Source organism: Verrucomicrobiia bacterium, from assembly GCA_035765895.1.
Classification (GTDB): domain Bacteria; phylum Verrucomicrobiota; class Verrucomicrobiia; order Limisphaerales; family DSYF01; genus DSYF01.
In genome coordinates this window covers 1-19199 of sequence record DASTWL010000073.1, presented here as the reverse complement: position 1 = coordinate 19199, position 19199 = coordinate 1, and the positions used below count along the sequence as shown (strand labels likewise).

Sequence of the window (19199 nt, the reverse complement as noted above, 5' to 3'; positions counted from 1 at the left end):
GCTTGTTGTTGCGGCCGGATTTGCGGTGTCGCGCCGTTCTTTACAGTGGATTTTTCCCGCCACTTGTCGCTAATTGATTTCATGCCTGAGATTGAATTGAACGGACTGCCGCGGGAAATGCGCCAGCTTTACACCAAGGGAACGGAGGCACTGCAGCGGGACAACTTCGATTACGCCATCGACCTGTTCATGCAGGTGCTGCGGCACGCGCCGGGTTGCGTGGACTGCCGCAAGGCGCTGCGCCACGCGCAGGTCGGCAAGGCCGGCAACGGCGGCGGAATGTTCAAGAAGATGTGGGGCAGCGCCAGCACCGCGCCGCTCGTGGCGAAGGGCCAGCTTGCCCTGCGCGCCAACGCCGGGGAGGCATTGCAGGTTGCCGAGCAAATTCTCAGCGCGGACCCGAACAGCACGGCGGGGCACAAGCTGGCCGCCGAAGCGGCGCTGGCCCTGGAAATGCCGCGCTCGGCCGTGCTCTCGCTCGAAGTGCTGGCCCGGCTCCACCCGCGGGACAAGGCCATCATCACTCAATACGGCACGACGCTGGCCGACATCGGCGAGGTCAACCTGGCGGAACACGCGCTCGTGGAATTGCAGCGGCAGTTGCCCAATGACCCGGAAGTTTCGCAGGCGCTGAAAAATCTCTCGGCCCGGCGCACATTGAAGGAGGGCGCCTACGAAAAAGCCGAGCAGGAGAACAGCTCCTACCGCGACATGCTCAAGAACAAGGAGGAGGCCGCGCAGTTGGAGCAGGAACAGCGCGCCGTCCGTTCCGAGGACAACGCCGAGCGGTTGATGCGGGAATACGAAACCCGGCTGGCCGGACCCGATGCGGGCAACGCGCGGTTGATGCGTTCGCTGGCCGAGCTATACACGCAGAATAAGCGTTTTGCCGAGGCGCTGAAGTATTACGAGCAGCTCAAGGCGTCCGACGCGGGCAATGATCCCACCCTGGACAAGGCCATCAGCGACACCAAGGTCAAGCAGTTGGATCATCAAATCGCTCAGCTCGATCCGACTTCGGACGAATACAGCGCCCGGCAGGCGGAGCTGGCCGCGACCAAGCAAACCATGCAACTCGAGGAATGCCGTCGTCGCGTTGAAAAGTATCCGACCGATCTGGCCATCCGCTTTGAAATGGGCGTGCTGTATTTTCAGGCGGGCAAGGTCGGCGAGGCCATTCAGGAGTTGCAAAAGGCGCAGTCCAATCCGCACAAGCGCATTTCGGCCATGGGCTATCTCGCCCAATGTTTCGCGAAGCGGAAAATGTATGATCTCGCCGCCCGCACGCTGCAAAATGCCCTGAAGGAAAAGCTCGTGCTCGACGACGAGAAGAAGGATTTGATCTACAACCTGGGCACCGTGCTCGAAGCGATGGAGAAGAAGGAGGAGGCCATCGAGCAGTTCAAACAGATTTACGAGGCGGACATCGGCTACCGCGATGTGGCAGCCAAGGTGGACGCCTATTACGCCGGCCAGTGACCGGCGCCTGCTTCACGGGGCCGCGAGGATTTCCGGACGCAGCCGGCCCACGAACTGGCTGGGCAGGTTTTGATCCAGCGAACCCGGCTCCATGCGTTCGCTGTCCACGTGGCCGTCAACCCGCCCCACGTCCGCCCGTTGCGCGTGGCGGAAATGGGCCGTGGCTTCATTGCGGTTGGTGCTGACGTAGTAAAACTCCTCCAGCATGGGATTCGCGCGGGAAGCGGGCGGCTGAAAAATGTTCACTTGCGCGGCATCGGCCAGCAGCACGATCTCGGACGGTCGCATCAGCCGGTAGATTTTCTGGGGCGGCGCGGTCTTGTTCACGGACAGGCACAGGTTGTAGCCATAACCGTAGGCGGCCCCGCTGGCCTTCAGCTTGAATTGCGCGAGGGCGTAATTGAGCGAGGGGCACAGCTCCACCCCGCGGCCCTGCAAATAGGGATACAGCGCGCCCTGGGTGGCATCGAACGGTCGCTCGCCTTCGGCCCCATTGCCCAGCCAGCCAAACCAGTAGAGCCGCCCGCCGTTGGCCACGTCGCCGCCGTAGCGGAAACAATCGCCCGCGTTTTCGTCCCAATACATCTGCGCCGCGAGCCCCAGCTGGTGCAGATTGGAAACACACTTGAGGCGGCGGGCGGCGTCCTGGCTGCGGGCGAGCGCGGGCAGCAGCAGTGCGGCGAGGATGGCGATGCAGGCAATCACCACGAGCAGCTCAATCAAGGTGAACGCCGGGGCGTGGGTCTTTTGAAAGTCGCGCACGCAGGCGCGGCAGACGCAGGCCCGTCCGCGTTGCGCAACGGGAATGCGCACCAGCAACGCGGCGGGAATCGCCTCCGCTTCGCACCAGCAGGAGGTTTGGGCCGGCGCAGAGCCGGCAACGTCGGCCGGCGCGGAATTGCGTTCGCTTGCTGACGGGCTGGTCTGGCACCGTGCGCAATGATTTGGCCGTCCGCACAATGGGCAAAGCGCCGGGTCGATCGCTGGGATCGCTCCGGGTTGAGTTGATGGGCGGACGGCCATGTCGTGCAGTTCAAGGCAGCGTTGCGTGCACGCGATAGAAAGCGGCGTCGGCCGGCGCGTTGGTGTCTTGCAGCGACAACATGCCGTTGTTGCCGGGCACAGCGGCTGCCGCGCCCGACCAATCCATCAGGTTCGTGCTGCGTTCCAGCGTGTAAAGCCAGCTCGGGTCGCTGAGCAGGGCCACCTTTCCGGCGGCGGGCGAGGTGAGGGTGCCAACCGGCAACGGCGCGGCCACGACGAGATCATCAACGGTTCCGTGCGCGAGCACCGAACCTTCGTAACCCGGGAACTGTCCCTGGTCGCTGTAACTGCTGATGGCCACGGTATCGACGGCAAAATCTCCGAAGTAGGCATCAATCGTTGCTTCTTCCAACGGGCCCACCGGCACACCGTTGCTCGTCAGGGTGGCCCGCAGGGTTTGGTCGGCGGCCGTGAACGTCATTTGCACGCGATAGTGCGTGTTGGTGGCCAGTTCGAGCGGAAACGTGAAGCCCCCGTTCCAGTAATTGGTCGTGCTCGAAATCAATGCTGTGGAAACGCTGGCACCGTAGTCATTGAAGTCGTTGGGGAAATAGTCGAACTCCACCAGATTGGGCGATTCCCCGGAGCCCCGGGCCAACGCGGTGTTGGTCACCTGCGTGTGCTGTATCAGTCCAAGGGCGATTTCAAACGAGTAGGGCTTGCCGGGATCGTTGCTCACCGTGATGTCACTCAAATTCAGGTCGAATTGAACGAGGAAGTCGTTCGTGCGCGACAGTGTCTGGCCGAGCGCGTGGTAAAAATAACTGTTGGGCTGGGAAGAATCCCACGTCACGCGCAGGTTCTCATTTGTCGCGTCCCAGGTGAAGAGATTGGTGTTGCCATAAGCCTGCCAGCCGGCGGCGGCGGGATCGGTGGCAAAGTGAGTGACAAGGGTGGCGGCGGTGAGCGGGGCGGCCGCGAGGACGGACCACAGGGCCGCCAGCCGGCGGATTACGATTTGTTTCATGGGCACTGGTTCTGACGATTCCGCGGGAGCGGAGTTTTTGGTTGCGAGGACCAGTGCGGGGGACGAAGGCAAAAAACCTTCATCCCCGCCAAATGGAAATGAAGGCATTCACATTCCGTTCCGCTCGGGCGGAAACGGGCTGGCCTCATCCTTCTCTTGGCGGAGAAGTGCGGGCGGCTGGCTGACGGTTTAGTTGAAGGTTGCTGGACTTGGGAAACTTTTGTTCCCGCCATCAACGATCAACTTTCAACCATCAACTCGTCCTCCCGACTGACGAGCACAACCAGGCCGGTATCCTGACTCCGGGTTTCAATCCTCGTTTCCGCCTTCCCGGCAAAAGCCAGTGGCCATGGAAACTCGTAACCCGTTACAGTGGCGCAACCGTCCCCGAATCACACGGGGTTCCCTGTCACCTGATTGCAAGCGGCGGAGAAATATCCGCCATTCAAAGAGCGGCGGCCTTGTTAAATCCGCGCGTCAGGTTTGCCAAGGAGAAAAACAAAAAACCAGCGGAACGCGGGCGCGTTCCGCTGGTCGTTTCGGGGCACGCTAAGGAGCTCACGGCGCGAACAAGGGCACCGGGTCGCTCCACGCACTCTGGCCGGCGGCGCCGACGGCGGCGACGCGGAACCAGTATTTGAGGCCGCTGGTCATCGTGTTTAATGAGGCCCGGCCGCGCGTGCTTGTCCCAATGACCGCCCAGTTGAGGCTGGGCTCGTCGGGGGCGCGTTCGATCACGTAGGCGCGGGCGCCGCGCACGGACTTCCACGACACGTCCGCACTGCCGGCGTGCTCGCTGGGGAGCACCTGCAGGTCGGTGGGCGCGGGCAGATCGCCCACGGGCGTTGGCGTGGCGCGCACGGCGAAACCCGCGCTCGCGATTTTTTCCGCGTCGCCTCCGCTGGCGTTGTCCACGTAGCTGGCGAGCTGGTTGACCAGCGCGTCCGTGTCCAGGGCCTGCGCGTCCTGGATGCCGGTCTTGGTTTTGGAAACCAGCCGGGCAGCCTGCGCGTCGTTGTAGGCCGCTTCCAACGCATCCGCCGCCGCCGTCAGGTCCGCCACGGCGGGGTTCGGGGTGGGGAAGTTTGGATTGCCCGTCAGCGCCGCGACGAGGCGGCGGAGGTATTGGATTTTGGCTGGCACCGTCAAACCGTCCAGCCCGACTTTGGCATAGCTCATGACTTTACCTTTCGTTTTACGGCAGAGTTGACCTCCGGGGTCGGTGTGACGCGCCCCGTTTGTTTAGAGGTTTTACCGCCATCTGATTCAGCCTGGGGCCGCGCGCCATGAAGGCCCGCAAGAACGGCTTGCGGAAGCGCGTGAACTCGAAGGCTGCGGCTGGGATTGAGCCGGAGACATGCCACGGCGGGGCAGGGCGAAACCGCGGTTCGTTAACGGAAAAGGAGTGTGCTTTTATGATTAGGAGTGCGAACAATGTCCATTAGAACATGGTCGCTGGCGCGAATCGGGACACCGAACTTGCGCGGAAAGGAGTTTTCCTTGCAAGGAAATGAGCAGTCTTTGCAAGGGAAACGATTTTCCTTACATGGAAAATGATTTTCCTTAAAAGGAAAACAGTTTTCCATGCAAGGACCGGAGCAAACCTTGCAAGGAAAATGATTTTCCATGCAAGGACTGGAGTTTTCCTTGTAAGGAAAGGAGCAAACCTTGCAAGGAACAGAGCGATCCTTGCAAGGAATACGGCACCCGGCGCAAGGTTTGGAGCGGTCTCTGTGGGGAAGACTCGGGCGGATGTCGGTGGGCTGCTTGAGGCCGCAGGTTTGCGCGTTGCTGCCCTGGCATAGACGGCGGAAGAGCCAAATCTGGTATTCTATCTCAGGCGCCGGTCTTCATTTGTCGGCCCTTTTCCGTCCGCCATTCGTCATCATAATCAGGGTGCAAAGCACGATACCTCCCGACAGCACCAAGCCAATGAGAATGGGGAAATCCGTATCGCCTTCACCCGCCCCAAACATGAACACAACATACCTGGTAATCCCCGCGACTAATGCAAGGCTGATCATGCCGGCGATCAAGGTGACAATTCTTCCCGCATTGAAGTGCCATGCGCAAAGCAATGGAACGGAAGGCAGTGCCACGGCGAAGAATAGGCAAATTAGGAGGAATGCGATCATTCGGAATTCAACGTCTTATGGTTTTAACAGCGTCTGGTTCAAGGTTTCGACTACTAGGGTTTGGATTAAGGGGTAAGGCTTGCAATCGTAACCCCCCGACCTATTGACCAATGAATTTCCCCCGGAATGCGTAGACCCACAGGCCGCTAATCACGATGTTTCCCATCGCCATGAACTCAAACACAGGATGAAAGCTTACCAGCTCTGCAAGCGTCATCAAAACCAGCGCCACCAACGAATACACGTAAGCAACACGCAACGCTTTTCCCGTGATGAGATTGAACGCGCCGCCGGCCATGCACAGGTAAGGACTGACGGGCAAAAACCAAATGGCTGTGATGAGGATAAAACCGAAGACCGCCGCTCCCGGTGAACCGCTGCTGTTGCCTGCGCCGTCCCCCACGCCGAAACCCGTGAATGAATGCCCCCATTGCCACACCTGCACCGTAAACATGGTCCACGCGATGATTCCCGCGAGCGCAAACAAAGCAACGAGGATTCGGATCGATTGCCTCATGGCTGTTTCATCGCCATCGCTCCCGCGTCGGCTTCAAAGTTGCGCGAGCCGCTCGAATTCAGTTCCCCGTGAAACTCGACCCACACGTAATCATCGGGTTGCCGATTGATCGAAATGCCAAAAATGAGCTTGCTGAAAACCTGTCCGTTGCGGCTGCGCAAATAGAACATTTGATCCAACGCTCCGTGCCAACTCTGCGTGTTCGTTGACATCGTGTAGGTGTAGCCAGACTGATAACCGCCATCCGGCAACTCGTAAACAAACCGTGCGTCCTCCGCCGAAGCTTCAATCAAACCGCCGTCCACCGCCTCAATTTGAACGCTCCAATCTTGTAATGTGCGCTCCGAAACCACGCCCGGCGAACGACGCACTGTGATTTTTATGTCCCCTCCAGTTGGAACGATTTTGCCCGCCAGCAAATCAAATCTTATCGGAGCCTCCGAAAAGTGAAACTTGTAACGCTGGTTAATCCCCGTCAACTGCTCCGCACCTTGCAGCTTCCACATTTTGATGACGGCCGGATTGTTGGGATCGGGATTGTATCTCTCCGCTTCTGACCAAAGATGCGAATATACGAATCGTGTGTCAGGCGTCGCCATCACATAGCCCTTCTTTGTCGCCCAAATTCCAAGCGCCTTACCTTGGTAACCGCTAATGGTGAAAAAACCATTGGCATCGGTGAGAAGCGTGATTTTGTCCGCACCCACCCGTGTGCCGTTGTTCACCTGGATGCTGCCGGTGATTGTGGCGTTTGCCACGGCGTTGCTGAACTGATCTATCACCCGCCCATACAAAACAACATCTTCATCGTTGAAAGCGGCTAACGCTTCTTTCATCTGCTCGCCCTTGGTTTTCGGAGGCACCGCTGTCGGCGGCGCATTGGGAACGCTCGCAGCAACGGCTCTATTTGTCTGAAGGGGTGAGCCAGATTGGTGTGTCGGCGCCGTCTCGGCATGGGCTGCTTTCGGTGAAGACGCGGCGTTAGTCTCGCCTACTGCCGGCAACGACGCTTGATCTGGTTTTCTCCCAAACCAAACAATTATCACCATCAGTGCAATGCAAATGACGGTGAACCAGAAAAGTGAACGTCTAATTTTCATTCGTCATCAATTGCCGATGTTGAAACCATATTGCGAAGAAAACAGCAGCGTGTTCCAGTAATTCCACTCCTGCCAACAATCACCTCGAAATTCTGCGCTATGGTAGAAGTGGTCGGAATAATTGTGGCCGGACGAGTCCGTTGGCCACACCGTGGTCAGATTGAGGGTTTGAGTGAGGTTGGCAACATTTGGTGTGGCACCCAAAGCTTTGGAGCGTGATTCAGCAGCATAGGAAAAGGCCTCATACAGGTCTTGCTGATTGTTGACAATATCAAGAGCCAAGGGACTCTCGCCTATGGGAACAAACTCGAAGTGATTCCAAGGGGCTGGATCATTTGTGCTGCCTGTGTAATTATAATAGCCTCCGAAGAAATTGTCGGGCTTCCACTCTTGGTTGAAACACCAAGCATCCGGCGAGAGCGCGTAGTCATTTACGTTGTAATAATTGATTCGGCGCCCCACAGAGGCGCTGTTGCCGGCAAGCCGGTCGCCGTAAATGTTTGGCGTATCCGGCCCCCAACTTGACCTTGTCAACCAAGACGGAATTTTCGGGTTCGTATGGGTAAAATCAATCAGGTTCGTGTTAGCCCCGTTATACACATGCGCCGGTATTGCAGCTTGGCTGGCGATGTAGGTGTTTACGATTTGATCATTCCCCGCCAGTCGCAACGCATTACCAGCGACGACATTGCCCATGCTGTGCGCCAGCAAATAAACGTGCCCAGGATACTCCGTGTTCAAATCTTCCAGCTTGTTCAATAACCCTTGCGCCGACCGCCACGCATAAAATTCGCTATTATCGTAATTGTGCGGATCAGTCAATGGATTGCTCCAACTTCCAAATATATCGCCAGAGAAACCATAGTCCGTCGGCCAGCGGAACACACCGAACCGCCCTTGATAGCCCTGCCAGTAGAGCCGTTTGAATGCGGACTCGGCAAAGCGGTCTTTGTCGTAGCGGTTCATGTTCCAGCCGTGAACATAGAGTATGTAGGGCGTGTTTGTGCTTGCTGACAGTCCATATTGGAACGCCGGTGTAAATGGCGGCAAATCCTCCGCCGCGGGAACGGCGTTGGTTGCCGGCGAAACGCCCGGCTGGTCACCCACGGTCCATCGTTCATACATCTGTTTGATGTCTCTGATCTGGATGCAAGCCGTCGTTTGCGCCACTGTATCGCCGTTGCCGTTTGCCACGGTCAGGGTCAATTTGCCGGTCCCGGCTTTGGCGCCGCACCAGATGAAATAGTTGCCCGCCCAGCCGTTGGTAAATTGCGCGCCCCTTAAATGAATTTGTTGGCCGGGCCCGAGCTGCCCGAGCCAGGGATTGTAGGCGGCAATGGTCTGCACCTGCGCGTCTGCGGCGTTGGTTAGATAGGCAATCCCGCCGTCAAAATCTTGAGCGACGAACAAATCGATAGCGGGATTGTTCATGTCCGGCGCGCCAACATCACCCCAGTTCAATGTGATTTGCCAGTCGGATGGCATGTCAGCCAGCAGGTTGGTGCCGAGGCCGAGAATCCACAGCCGGGCAAAGTCTTCCAAATCACGCGCACAGGGGATCACCCGGTTGCCGCTGGGGTCTCGATACTCATTATCCGGTTCGGCCACGCCGGTGTAGGGGCTCTTTGCGGATTGGTTCGCCGGTGAAAAACATCATCGTCGTAATAGGTGTTGTCGTCCTTATCAATCGTGAGGCGGTCGTAATTGTTGTTCACCCAAAACATGAAGGGATTGTTTTGTGTTGTGTTGTCTGGGCTGTTCCATGCCGTCTCCATCGTGCCGTCGTGGTTCACGTCGAGTTGCAGCTTGATGACGTTCACCACGCATTCGCCGACGTTGGTGCTGACGCCATCGGGTTTGGTGGTCAGGAAGGTCTTGCCCGGTTCGGTCGCGAGGAATTCTCCATACGGCGAGAGGAAGCCGGTTTCGTTGGTGCTGCGGGTGCCGTCCGGATTGGCCTTGTAGGCTTTGTCAAAATACTGGCCCAAGTAAGCAAATTTGTTGGTATAGCCGTTCACGATTGCCAACTTAGCATAGCCGGCTATCTCAAACCCGGGGTCGCCAACGGATGCAATTATTAGCGGAGTCGTGTTCGTGATTGTAAACACGAAGTGCCCAGGCAACGGATCACTGCCAACATGGCCGAAGTAAAATCCTGCGTTTTGGAAAATTGGCTGTTTCGTTTCTGGATAGAAGTGGGGATAGTCTTGGGCGTTCCAGTTGGTAATTGTCTTACCGGCACGCACTACGGCGGTTGTTCCAGGCCATGCCACCTGAGCGGACAGGATTTCCAAGCCAAAATAGTTTCGAGTGTTATTCGTCAGGGTGACTGTGTGTAAAATTTCATAGGCTATACCCAAAGCCCAATCGGCCCAACCTGGGCACGCCCACTGGGTTACTTCAGCGGAGAGCAGCGGCTGGAATGTTCCAAAGACGCCGACTCCGTCAAACTCATAAGCGGCCGGGGACATGAGGCTAAAGCCGCCACCTGGATTGTTAGTGAATCCGGTGGTCAGCCATCCGTTCGCGTCTAGCGCTTGAGGGTCAAAGGCCGTATTGCGCAAAGCGTAATTCTGCTCAAACGGCTGCCAGACATCGATCTCCGCAAGATTCGGCAACCATGTATCATCCGCCCAATGGTAGTCGGCGACCAGACAATCCAACGATGTTTCGCCATTCAGTGGTCCAGCTGATTCCGACAATACAAATGGTTCAACAACGGAAGCCGCACGCAAGGCATAGGCAAGATTTTGCCGCAGATGCTCGCGCCCATCCATGAAGATCTTGCCCTGGCCATCGGACGCATAAACTGGTCCTCTGATCGTGACCAATCCCGAATGGCGCAGCGCCTGGCAGTTCCAGAAATACGAATGGCTTTGCGCAACCGTTGGCAGCATGGCCAAGCCGTTGGTGAAATCTGCAACGGCCAGGGTGAGGTTGGTTGTCACGTAATCAGCGGTGGCTTCGTCAAAATAATATCCATTGAGGCGCAGGGCATCGGCATCCGCCGGGATGTTCTGAGCTGACAGCATTCCACCGGCGCTGGGCGTAGTCACCATTTGGGCGCTGACCGGATTCAAACATTCCTGCGGCCACTGCCAATCACTCCATGCCGACAGGCCGTTGGCGTATTGTGCCCGCACGCGAAATGCGGGAATGTCGGCATAGTCATATTCGCCGGAGGGAACAAGATACGTGTTGTCCACATAACTCGGTGCGATCACGGAATAATCGTTGTCCACCCCGTTGAATGACCGTTCAACCACATAGCCGGTAACGGCAGAACCCGTGCTCAACCAATCAACGGTGGCTACCGTTCCTGCGTCATTAACGTGAACCACGAGTCCCTGCGGCGCCGGTGACGTGTTGAAATTATTTGGGTCAGTCCCGTTCTGGTATTCCTGAAGGTTGGCCCAGCCATCGCCATCGGGATCGGCGTATGCGTCAACGCCGCTCTGACCGAGATACTGCTGCTCCCACCAGTCTGGAATGCCGTTGCCGTCCGCATCCGCCCAGGAGCGCGCCCACAGGAGCAACTGGTTGGTCCGCATTCCCACCGGCACCTGCGCCGGCGTCCAGTCCTGATTTTCCGCGCCGAGCCATAACGGCGCTTCGCTCTGCCAATCCGCATTGGTCAGTTGTTCCTTTGACAGCAATTCGTAAAGCGTGCCTGAAACCGTGCCGTGCAGGTTGACCAGCGCCACGCCATTGGAAACGCCGGTGATCTCCAGCCAGAGCGCATTGCTCGGATAGCTCGGGCTGGTATAAGGCGGGCCGTTCAACGTGCCGCCCCCCGAGTTGGTGTCACCGTCATCCGGGAACGGCGGCAGTTCGCTGGACGAATCCATCGTGGTCAACGTCGCGCCCGACTCCAGTTGCGCCATCTGGAATTGCAGCGCCTGCAGCTCGGCAAAGTCGGTGGGCGTGTCGGCCACGAGATATTGGCCACCCGGCAGGATGTAAAGCGGCAGCACCCCGGCGTAGGGATCGAACGGGAGCGGCGGCCAGCCGGCTTCGCCCGCGCTTTTGGAATACAACCAGAAGGTGCCGGTTTCGGGAGCGGCCTCTGGCGCGACCAACGGCAGGTCAAACACCGGCCGGGGTTCGGCAACCGGTTCGGCTGTGTAGGACTGGGCGCTCAAATCACTCTGTCCCCGCGCCCAGCATAAAATGACAACCGCGGCCACGCCGCCCACCCACCACTTGACCTTGTTCATGCGTTCCCTTCTGGAAGCCTCGTCACGGAACGAAAGCGGCGCGAACCCAGCGCACCCCGACCGAGGCACCGCGAAGCGCCTACTACGAGAGTAACGCCAAGCCGCGCCCGAGGGGCGGCCGGCGGTCTGGACGGGCAGGGAAAATTCGCGGTTTTCGAGTGAGCCCGTAGCCAAAGCTACGCAAAGTTATGTTTAGTTTTAGGGTTTACATCTGATGATTAACGAACAATACGACTTATAGGCCACGGTCGTGCTCTGACAAGATTTCTTTTTGGAAAAGGCCTTCCTTGCGGGGCTGGGGCCAAACGGCACGCCGTCGGGGAAAACCTCAACGCACGACGGTGTTCGTCTGCGGCGGTTCGAAGCGAACGACGGTTTCGCCGGGTTTGGCGTAGCCGAGTTTCTCCCGCGCGAGCCGCTCAATGGCTTTGGGGTCGGTGCGGAGGGTGTCGATGGAATCGCGCGTTTCCTTGCCCGCGGCTTCCTGCTTTTGGATTTCGCCGTCGAGCCGCAGCACTTCCTTGCGCATGCGTTCGTTTTGCCGGATGAGCGGGAGATACCAGAGGGCGAGGATCATGACGCCGGCCACGAGCAACAGACCCCAGACCACCTTGGTCAGTTTGCTCCAGATGCCCACGTCAACTTTCATTGGCCGGAGTTAACCATGCGGGTCCGACCAGGTGAAGCAGGAAGTGGCGCGTTAATGCAGTGTTTATCGGTTTCTTATCCGCTCGTCCGGGGCCTGGCGGATTGCCGTCAACCGGCCTCCACGGCGGGAATTGGCTTCACCGGTTCATGCGTTTCCAGGACATGAGCTTGCCGTCCGGGCCGAAAACCAGGTGCAAATAGACATCGGGCATCGTGGTGGTCATGGGGACAGGATAGTAACCGTAGTAACGATGCCGAAAGCCGTCGTAGTAGTAGGGATAGTAAGGGCCGTAGTAGGTTTCGGCATAGCCGCGTTGGGTGAGCCATTCGACCACCTGCGTGCCATCAGCCAGCTTCGCCTGCTTGTCCGGCGGGCCAAAATCAATGACGGCCTGATCGTAAGTGTAGGCGCCGATGCGGGCGTTCCAGTCAATCTTCGGCCCGGTTGCACAACCTGCCAGCAATGCGAGCGCCAGGCAGAGGCCGCCGAGTGCCAGGCGGCCCGGGAGGTTTTTTGTCATGGCCCAATTTAGCCGATTTGACCGCGCGTGCAATCGGCGCGCGTCGCGGATTTCGGGCGCATTAACTTGTTTCGGGCCGGCGGCAGGGATATTCATGGCGCAAGATGCTGTTACTGCTTCTCATGATGTTTGATCCGATGGGTGGCTGGAGCCGGGCGGCGGCTTCGGGGCGGAGTGTCGTGCGGATTTTTCTCATTCATTTGCTCCCTTTGCTGCTCCTTGGCTGCGTGGCCGAGGGAGCCGGCATGGTTCATTGGGGCAAATCCGTCGGGGAATTCGGCGCGCTCAAGGTTTATCCGCTGGCGGATGCGGTGCGGTATGAGGCGTGCCAGTTTGGGCTGCTGCTGCTGATCGTTCTGATCGGCGCGGTCGCGGTGAAAAATCTCGGCAACACGTTTCACGTCCGGGAACGCTATCTGCCCGCGCTGACGGTGTGCGTGTTTGGGCTCGGGCCCATTTTTTTGCTGCGCGTTCTGGATGCGTTTCCGACCATCAATCCGTGGATTTCCTACGCCATCGGCGCGGTGCTGATGGCGATGGTGTTGTATCAAGGACTGCCGCACGTGATGCGGCCCGATCCGGCGCACGCGTTTGGTTACTACGTTTCCACGGTCACCGTGCTGCTGCTGCTCACCGCGCTGGGCCGGATGCTGGTGGTGTATCGCCTGCCGCAACTGGCGCTCAAGTTCGGATGGATCAGTTGAGCCGGCGGACGGTTGCGGGCGCCGGGGGCATTGGCTAAGTTGGCCGCACCATGACGCCGTTGGAACAAGACCTGCAAAACGCGCTGCGCGACCTCGAAGGCGCCGTTCAGCAGATGGCCGCCACCAAGGTGCCCGTCGATCTGCTACCACTGTTCGGACGCATCGACGCGCTGGCGGCGCAACTCCCCCCGGGCACTGATCCGCAACTGCTCCATTTTCTCCAGCGCAAAAGTTTTGAGAAAGCCGCGCTCTGGCTGGCCAATCGCAAAAGCGAAATCACCCGCGGCATCTGCGGCAACTGAGCCGGCTTCATTCCGCCGCCCTGCACCATGTTTGACGACACCATCGCCGCCATTGCGACGCCCTTGGGAGAGGGCGGCCTGGCCGTCATCCGGGTGTCCGGTGCGAAGGCTTTTGACATCGCCGACACGTGCTTCCGTTCGTCGCGACGCGGCGGATTCAAGCCGTCCACCGCGGCCAGCCACACGCTGCATCACGGTCACATCACCCGCGAAGGCCGGGCCGTGGACGAGGTGTTGCTGGCGGTGATGCGCGCGCCGCACACCTACACCTGCGAGAACATCATTGAAATTTCCTGTCACGGCGGATTGCTTCCGGCCAAGGCCGTGCTTGATGCCGTGCTCGCCGCGGGCGCGCGGCTGGCGTTGCCGGGCGAATTCACCAAGCGTGCCTTTCTCAACGGACGGCTGGATCTGGCCCAGGCCGAGGCGGTGGCGGATCTCATTCACTCCCGCACGGAACTCGCCCTGCGCGCCGCGGGTGAACAACTTGCCGGCAAGCTTTCGCAACGCATCAACCAGCTGCGGGACCAGTTGCTCCAGACGCTGGCGCACATCGAGGCGCACATCGATTTTCCGGACGAGGACATCGCACCGGACACGCGCACCAAACTGATCGAGCGGCTGCAAGGCGGGATTGAATTCATGGACTCGTTGCTGCGCACGGCGGATGAGGGGCAATTGCTGCGGCGCGGCATCCGGGCCGCCATCGTGGGCCGGCCCAATGCCGGTAAATCCAGCCTGCTCAACCAGCTCCTGGGCCGCGACCGCGCCATTGTTTCGCCCATCCCGGGCACGACCCGCGACACCATCGAAGAAACGGCCAACATCCGTGGCGTGCCCGTCGTGTTCATCGACACCGCCGGGTTGCGGGAAGCGGGGGACGAAATCGAAGTCGAAGGCATCCGGCGCAGTCGGGAGACGCTGAGCCGGGCGGAACTCATTTTGCACGTCCTTGATGCCGGCGAGCCGTTGCATCGCGAAGACGGCCATTTCTTGCAGGAACTGGGCGGACGAAAGCGGCTGATCGTGAGGAACAAGGTGGATTTGCCGGTCAAATTGCATCTGCCTGAACTGGCCCGGCCCTCGGCCGTCATCGACGTTTCCTGTGTAACGGGGCGGGGGGTTGAGTCACTTAAAGACCACATCAAATCGCTCGTCTGGGCCGGCGAGATCAAGAGTGAGATGCTGGAAGTGATGATCAATTCGCGCCATCAGGATGCGTTGCGCCGGGCGCGTCAGGCGACGGAACGCACGCTCAACGCCATTGCTGGCGGCCTTTCGCTGGAACTGGTCGCGCTCGACCTGCACATCGCGGTCAACGCCGTCGGTGAGGTGGTCGGGCGCACGACTACCGAGGATTTGCTGGATTCCATCTTCAGCCAGTTTTGCATCGGGAAATAAAATCGGCCGCCGCGCATTTCAAACGGTTGTGGGTTGGCGAGGCTCGTGCTCTCTGGTAAATGACAGCTTATGAACAAGATTCTGATTGTGGAGGACGAGGACGCGCTGGCGCAGATGATTTCGAGCTATGTGCTCAAATTGAATCTGGAAATCACCAGCGTGGTGGATTCGGGCGAAGCGGCCGTCGAGTCCGTGGTCAAGCAGCATCCGGACCTGGCGCTGCTGGACATTCAGATTCACGGCGGCATGGACGGTTTCGGCGTGGCGGATGTGCTACGCCGCCAATACGACGTTCCCTCCATCTTCCTCACGTCACGTTCCGACGATGAAACCCTTGCCTCCGTGCGTGAATCCAGCGCCTACGGGTATTTGCTGAAGCCCTTCCGGCCGGAGGAACTGCGGGCGGCAATCGACCTTGCGTTCATCCGTTTTGCGCAGGAAACGCGCTGGAAACAGTTGGAACAATCCTTTTCAGCCGCCATTCATTCCACCAGCGACGGGGTGATCATCACCGATTCGGCCGGGCTGGTGCAGTTCATGAACCCGGCCGCTGAACGGATGACCGGCTGGATTGCGCGCATGGCCAGGGGGGAGAAGCTGGCCGGCATCTTTCAAACCCCGGCGGGCGAAGAGGCCCTCACCCGGTTGTGGCGCGCCGCCTACGCGGGCGAGCCGGTGCGGGAGGAAATCCAGGTGGGGCGACGTGGCGGGGCGGAGCGCGTGGATGCCACGTTGTCACGGGTGCAGGATGCGGCCCGCGGGCCGCAGGGCGTCGTGCTCGTTTTGCGCGACAACACCGAGCGCATCCGCACTCAAGCCGAGCTGCGCCAGACCCGGGCGCAGATTCGTTCGTTGACTGATCAATTGAACAACAACACGCCTTCGGGCGACGGCGCGCCCGCCGCATCTTAGCTTGAGTTCCTTGGATCTGGGGGGCGACGGGGTGGTGATTTACGGACCAGCAACCGGTGCTTTTTGATCTGCAATTTGCACAAACTTGCAACTTAGGTTTGCCTTTTTCGGTGCATTAGCAGTAAAAGCGTTCGCCAATAAGCTATGGGAAAAGCGCTCATCATCGCGGAAAAGCCATCGGTTGCGGCCGACATTGCCAAGGCTTTGGGCGGCGTCACCAAGGATAAATCCGGCGAATTCTTCGAGGGTGAGCAATACATCATTTCCTCGGCCGTCGGGCATTTGCTCGAACTGACGGTGCCGGCAGAGCACGACGTCAAACGCGGCAAATGGACTTTTGCCGCCCTGCCGCACATCCCGCCGCGCTTTGCGCTTCAGCCCATCGAACGCTCCGAAAAACGGCTCAAGGTGCTCGTCAAGCTCATCAAGCGGAAGGATGTCGATACGCTCATCAATGCGTGTGACGCCGGGCGCGAAGGCGAGCTGATTTTTCGCCGCATTGTGGAATTCACCGAGGCGCGACAGGCCATTCAACGGCTGTGGTTGCAGTCGATGACGCCCGCGGCGATTCGCGACGGCTTTGCCCGGCTGCGCTCGGATCAGGACCTGCGGCCGCTGGCCAACGCGGCCGAAAGCCGTGCCGAAGCCGACTGGCTGGTGGGCATCAACGGCACCCGGGCCATGACTGCGTTCAACAGCAAGTCGGGCGGGTTTTACAAAACCACCGTGGGCCGCGTGCAGACGCCGACGCTCGCCATCGTGGTGGAACGCGAGGCCCGGATCCGCAGCTTCAAGCCCCGCGATTATTGGGAGGTGATCGGCACCTTTACGGCCAAGGCTGGCAACTACCCGGGCCGTTGGTTCGACGAGAAGTTCCACAAGCCGGAAGGGAAGGACGCCGACGGAGAATTGAAGCCGGAGCGGCTGTGGGACAAGGCACAGGCCGAAGCCATCCGGGCGAAGTGCCTTGGCAAACCCGGCATCGTCACCGAGGAAAGCAAACCCACCACGCAGGTTTCGCCGTTGTTGTATGATTTAACCACGCTCCAACGCGAGGCCAACGGGCGGTTTGGCTTCAGTGCCAAAAACACGCTCGGCCTGGCGCAGGCCCTTTACGAAAAGCACAAGGTGCTGACCTACCCGCGCACCGATTCGCGCCACCTGCCGGAGGATTACCTCGACACGGTGAAGAAGACGCTCGATTCGCTCCGCGACCTCACCGGGTTCAGCGGTTTGGCGGAAAAGGTCCTGACGAACAACTGGGTCCATCCCAACAAGCGCATTTTCAACAATGCCAAGGTCAGCGACCACTTCGCCATCATCCCGACCGGCCAGCTGCCGAAAGGCTTGAGCGAGGCGGAGCAGAAATTGTTCGACATGGTGACCCGGCGGTTCCTCGCCGTGTTCTTTCCCGCCGCGGAATTTCTCGAAACCGTCCGCATCACCCGCGTCGAAGGCGAGCCGTTCAAAAGCACCGGCAAGGTGCTCGTGAAACCCGGCTGGTTGGAAGTCTATGGCAAGGAGGCGCAGGGCGAGGGCGATGCGCCGAGCCTCGTGGCGGTGGAGCCGAATGAAACCGTTGCCACGCCCGAAGTCGAAGTCAAAGGCAGCCAGACGCGGCCGCCGGCGCGCTTCACCGAAGCCACCTTGCTTGGCGCGATGGAAGGCGCGGGCAAGCTCGTCGAGGATGACGAGCTGCGTGAGGCGATGAGCGAGCGCGGGCTGGGGACGCCCGCCACGCGCGCGGCCATCATCGAGGGATTGATTCAGGAGGAATACCTGCACCGCAACGGCCGCGAATTGCAGGCCACGGCCAAGGCGTTTTCCCTGGTGCAACTGCTCGTCGGCCTCGGCGTCAATGAACTGACCAAGCCGGAAATGACCGGTGACTGGGAGTATCAGCTCAAGAAAATGGAGCGCGGCCAGCTGCCGCGGGACCAGTTCATGGGCGAAATCCGCCATTTCACCGAGGAGATCGTCCGCAAGGCCAAGCTTTACGACAAGGACACCATCCCCGGCGATTTTGGCGTGCTCAAAACGCGTTGCCCCAAATGCGGTGGCGAGGTGCACGAAAAGTTTCGCGAGTTCAAGTGCCAGAATTGCGACTTCAGCGTCCGGCGCGTCATGGGCGGGCGCATGTTTGAGGAGGAGGAAATGGAGGTGTTGCTCCGCGACAAGACGATCGGGCCATTGCAGGGCTTCCGCAGCCAGAAGGGATTCCCGTTCGCGGCCGTGGTGAAGTTGAATGAGCAGCACGAGGTGAAGTTCGACTTCGGCAACGAACCCAAGGAAGGCGAGGCGGCGGAGACCGTGGATTTCACCGGCAAGGAGCCGCTCGGCAAATGTCCGAAGTGCGGCGCGCGTGTGTTCGAGAACGGGATGAACTATTCATGCGAAAAGTCCGTGGGTCCCGACCGCACGTGCGACTTCAAGACCGGCGCGGTCATCCTGCAACAGCCGGTTGAGAAGGCGCAGGTGGTCAAACTGCTCGCCGAGGGCAAGACGGACCTGCTCAAGAATTTCGTCTCGAACAAGACGGGCCGGAAGTTTGAGGCGTTCCTCGTCGTGAAGGATGGCAAGGTTGGCTTCGAGTTTGCGCCCCGGGAGAAGAAATTCCCGGCGAAGAAAAAGGCCGACGAGCCGGTGGTGAAGCTGGATTTCACGGGCCAGGAGCCGCTGGGCAAATGCCCGAAGTGCGGCGGCAATGTCTTCGAAGGACCGGAACACTACCTGTGCGAACGGTCGCAGGCCGACACCAAACGCTGCACCTTCAAGTCCGGCAAGGTCGTGCTGCAGCAGCCGGTGGATCGTGAGCAGTTCAAGAAGCTGCTGGCGACCGGGAAAACGGACCTGCTGGAGAAGTTCATCTCGAAGGCCGGCAAGCCGTTCCCGGCGCATCTCAGGCTCGGCGCCAAGGGCAAGGTGGAATTCGAGTTTCCGGAGCGATAATGAGGCGCGACAGTTTTTTGGCGGAATGAGCCATTCCTTTGACACCTGGTCGGATAAATTCCTCACCCATCTCGCTGCGGATCGCGGGGCGTCGGTTTACACCCAGCGGAATTACCGGCAGGCGTTGACGGAATTCACGGCCTGGCATCAGCAGGAGCGCCAGTCGGCGCCCGATTGGGCAAAGCTCCAACGGGACGACTTTCGCGCCTACCTGCGCTTTCTGGGGCGGCAAAACCTCGGGCGGGCGGCAACGCAACTGCGTTTCAGCGCACTGCGGACGTTCTACAAATTTCTGGTGCGCCA

Annotated in this window: 17 protein-coding genes and 1 riboswitch; of the genes, 7 read left to right on the top strand and 10 right to left on the bottom strand. The window is 59.5% G+C overall.

Translation table 11 applies throughout. From position 1 onward, the window contains the following. Positions 1 to 81: 81 nt before the first annotated feature. On the top strand, positions 82 to 1479 hold the full coding sequence (locus tag VFV96_14490; GenBank protein ID HEU5071609.1) for a tetratricopeptide repeat protein: 1398 nt from the start codon (positions 82 to 84) through the stop codon (positions 1477 to 1479). Positions 1480 to 1491: 12 nt separating this feature from the next. On the opposite strand, the gene VFV96_14485 is transcribed toward VFV96_14490, so the two are convergent. From VFV96_14485 to VFV96_14440, 10 genes are all read right to left on the bottom strand, one after another. Continuing rightward, positions 1492 to 2502, bottom strand: coding sequence for a cysteine-rich CWC family protein (locus VFV96_14485; GenBank protein HEU5071608.1), 1011 nt, complete (start codon positions 2500 to 2502; stop codon positions 1492 to 1494). A 10-nt stretch (positions 2503 to 2512) separates the two neighbouring features. After that, positions 2513 to 3490 carry a hypothetical protein gene (locus tag VFV96_14480; GenBank protein HEU5071607.1) on the bottom strand — a complete coding sequence of 326 codons (978 nt, stop codon included), beginning with the start codon at positions 3488 to 3490 and terminating at the stop codon, positions 2513 to 2515. A gap of 268 nt (positions 3491 to 3758) precedes the next feature. After that, positions 3759 to 3922, bottom strand: a riboswitch (cobalamin riboswitch). 126 nt (positions 3923 to 4048) lie between these two features. Continuing rightward, complete coding sequence (locus VFV96_14475) at positions 4049 to 4669, bottom strand: fibronectin type III domain-containing protein (GenBank protein HEU5071606.1); 621 nt, start codon at positions 4667 to 4669, stop codon at positions 4049 to 4051. Between the two features lie 671 nt (positions 4670 to 5340). Next, on the bottom strand, positions 5341 to 5625 hold the full coding sequence (locus VFV96_14470; protein HEU5071605.1) for a hypothetical protein: 285 nt from the start codon (positions 5623 to 5625) through the stop codon (positions 5341 to 5343). 100 nt (positions 5626 to 5725) lie between these two features. Further along, on the bottom strand, positions 5726 to 6142 hold the full coding sequence (locus VFV96_14465) for a hypothetical protein (protein ID HEU5071604.1): 417 nt from the start codon (positions 6140 to 6142) through the stop codon (positions 5726 to 5728). Continuing rightward, a complete protein-coding gene (locus tag VFV96_14460; protein HEU5071603.1) occupies positions 6139 to 7242 on the bottom strand; it encodes a carboxypeptidase-like regulatory domain-containing protein in 1104 nt (367 codons plus the stop codon). Before VFV96_14460 ends, VFV96_14465 begins: the two co-directional genes overlap by 4 nt. A 6-nt stretch (positions 7243 to 7248) precedes the next feature. After that, positions 7249 to 8850 (bottom strand): alpha/beta hydrolase, encoded by a 1602-nt coding sequence (locus tag VFV96_14455; GenBank protein ID HEU5071602.1) that lies wholly within the window; start codon positions 8848 to 8850, stop codon positions 7249 to 7251. Beyond that, the gene (locus VFV96_14450; GenBank protein HEU5071601.1) at positions 8802 to 11384 is read right to left on the bottom strand and encodes a fibronectin type III domain-containing protein; all 2583 of its coding nucleotides are present in this window, start codon (positions 11382 to 11384) and stop codon (positions 8802 to 8804) included. Before VFV96_14450 ends, VFV96_14455 begins: the two co-directional genes overlap by 49 nt. Before the next feature lie 403 nt (positions 11385 to 11787). Then, entirely contained in the window at positions 11788 to 12108 is a 321-nt protein-coding gene (locus tag VFV96_14445) for a septum formation initiator family protein (protein HEU5071600.1), read from the bottom strand. 136 nt (positions 12109 to 12244) lie between these two features. Next, positions 12245 to 12628, bottom strand: a complete 384-nt coding sequence (locus VFV96_14440) for a hypothetical protein (GenBank protein ID HEU5071599.1) — start codon at positions 12626 to 12628, stop codon at positions 12245 to 12247. A gap of 104 nt (positions 12629 to 12732) precedes the next feature. Between VFV96_14440 and VFV96_14435 the strand changes: the two genes are divergently transcribed. The 6 genes from VFV96_14435 to VFV96_14410 all read left to right on the top strand — a co-directional run. Then, positions 12733 to 13332 (top strand): YIP1 family protein, encoded by a 600-nt coding sequence (locus VFV96_14435; protein ID HEU5071598.1) that lies wholly within the window; start codon positions 12733 to 12735, stop codon positions 13330 to 13332. 50 nt (positions 13333 to 13382) lie between these two features. Further along, a complete protein-coding gene (locus VFV96_14430) occupies positions 13383 to 13634 on the top strand; it encodes a hypothetical protein (protein ID HEU5071597.1) in 252 nt (83 codons plus the stop codon). Between the two features lie 27 nt (positions 13635 to 13661). Further along, the gene (gene mnmE, locus VFV96_14425) at positions 13662 to 15035 is read left to right on the top strand and encodes a tRNA uridine-5-carboxymethylaminomethyl(34) synthesis GTPase MnmE (protein HEU5071596.1); all 1374 of its coding nucleotides are present in this window, start codon (positions 13662 to 13664) and stop codon (positions 15033 to 15035) included. A 69-nt stretch (positions 15036 to 15104) separates the two neighbouring features. Beyond that, entirely contained in the window at positions 15105 to 15947 is an 843-nt protein-coding gene (locus VFV96_14420) for a response regulator (protein HEU5071595.1), read from the top strand. A 144-nt stretch (positions 15948 to 16091) separates the two neighbouring features. Then, positions 16092 to 18896 carry a DNA topoisomerase III gene (locus VFV96_14415; protein HEU5071594.1) on the top strand — a complete coding sequence of 935 codons (2805 nt, stop codon included), beginning with the start codon at positions 16092 to 16094 and terminating at the stop codon, positions 18894 to 18896. A 25-nt stretch (positions 18897 to 18921) separates the two neighbouring features. Next, on the top strand, positions 18922 to 19199 hold a 278-nt coding region (locus VFV96_14410; GenBank protein HEU5071593.1), incomplete at its 3' end, for a site-specific integrase.

Coding starts and splice junctions, on each gene's coding strand:
- VFV96_14460 (HEU5071603.1), bottom strand. CDS start 7,242: ATGAAAATTAGACGTTCACTTTTCTGGTTCACCGTCATTTGCATTGCA.
- VFV96_14465 (HEU5071604.1), bottom strand. CDS start 6,142: ATGAGGCAATCGATCCGAATCCTCGTTGCTTTGTTTGCGCTCGCGGGA.
- VFV96_14420 (HEU5071595.1), top strand. CDS start 15,105: ATGAACAAGATTCTGATTGTGGAGGACGAGGACGCGCTGGCGCAGATG.
- VFV96_14415 (HEU5071594.1), top strand. CDS start 16,092: ATGGGAAAAGCGCTCATCATCGCGGAAAAGCCATCGGTTGCGGCCGAC.
- VFV96_14490 (HEU5071609.1), top strand. CDS start 82: ATGCCTGAGATTGAATTGAACGGACTGCCGCGGGAAATGCGCCAGCTT.
- VFV96_14475 (HEU5071606.1), bottom strand. CDS start 4,669: ATGAGCTATGCCAAAGTCGGGCTGGACGGTTTGACGGTGCCAGCCAAA.
- VFV96_14435 (HEU5071598.1), top strand. CDS start 12,733: ATGCTGTTACTGCTTCTCATGATGTTTGATCCGATGGGTGGCTGGAGC.
- VFV96_14485 (HEU5071608.1), bottom strand. CDS start 2,502: ATGGCCGTCCGCCCATCAACTCAACCCGGAGCGATCCCAGCGATCGAC.
- VFV96_14445 (HEU5071600.1), bottom strand. CDS start 12,108: ATGAAAGTTGACGTGGGCATCTGGAGCAAACTGACCAAGGTGGTCTGG.
- VFV96_14470 (HEU5071605.1), bottom strand. CDS start 5,625: ATGATCGCATTCCTCCTAATTTGCCTATTCTTCGCCGTGGCACTGCCT.
- VFV96_14480 (HEU5071607.1), bottom strand. CDS start 3,490: ATGAAACAAATCGTAATCCGCCGGCTGGCGGCCCTGTGGTCCGTCCTC.
- VFV96_14430 (HEU5071597.1), top strand. CDS start 13,383: ATGACGCCGTTGGAACAAGACCTGCAAAACGCGCTGCGCGACCTCGAA.
- VFV96_14440 (HEU5071599.1), bottom strand. CDS start 12,628: ATGACAAAAAACCTCCCGGGCCGCCTGGCACTCGGCGGCCTCTGCCTG.
- mnmE (HEU5071596.1), top strand. CDS start 13,662: ATGTTTGACGACACCATCGCCGCCATTGCGACGCCCTTGGGAGAGGGC.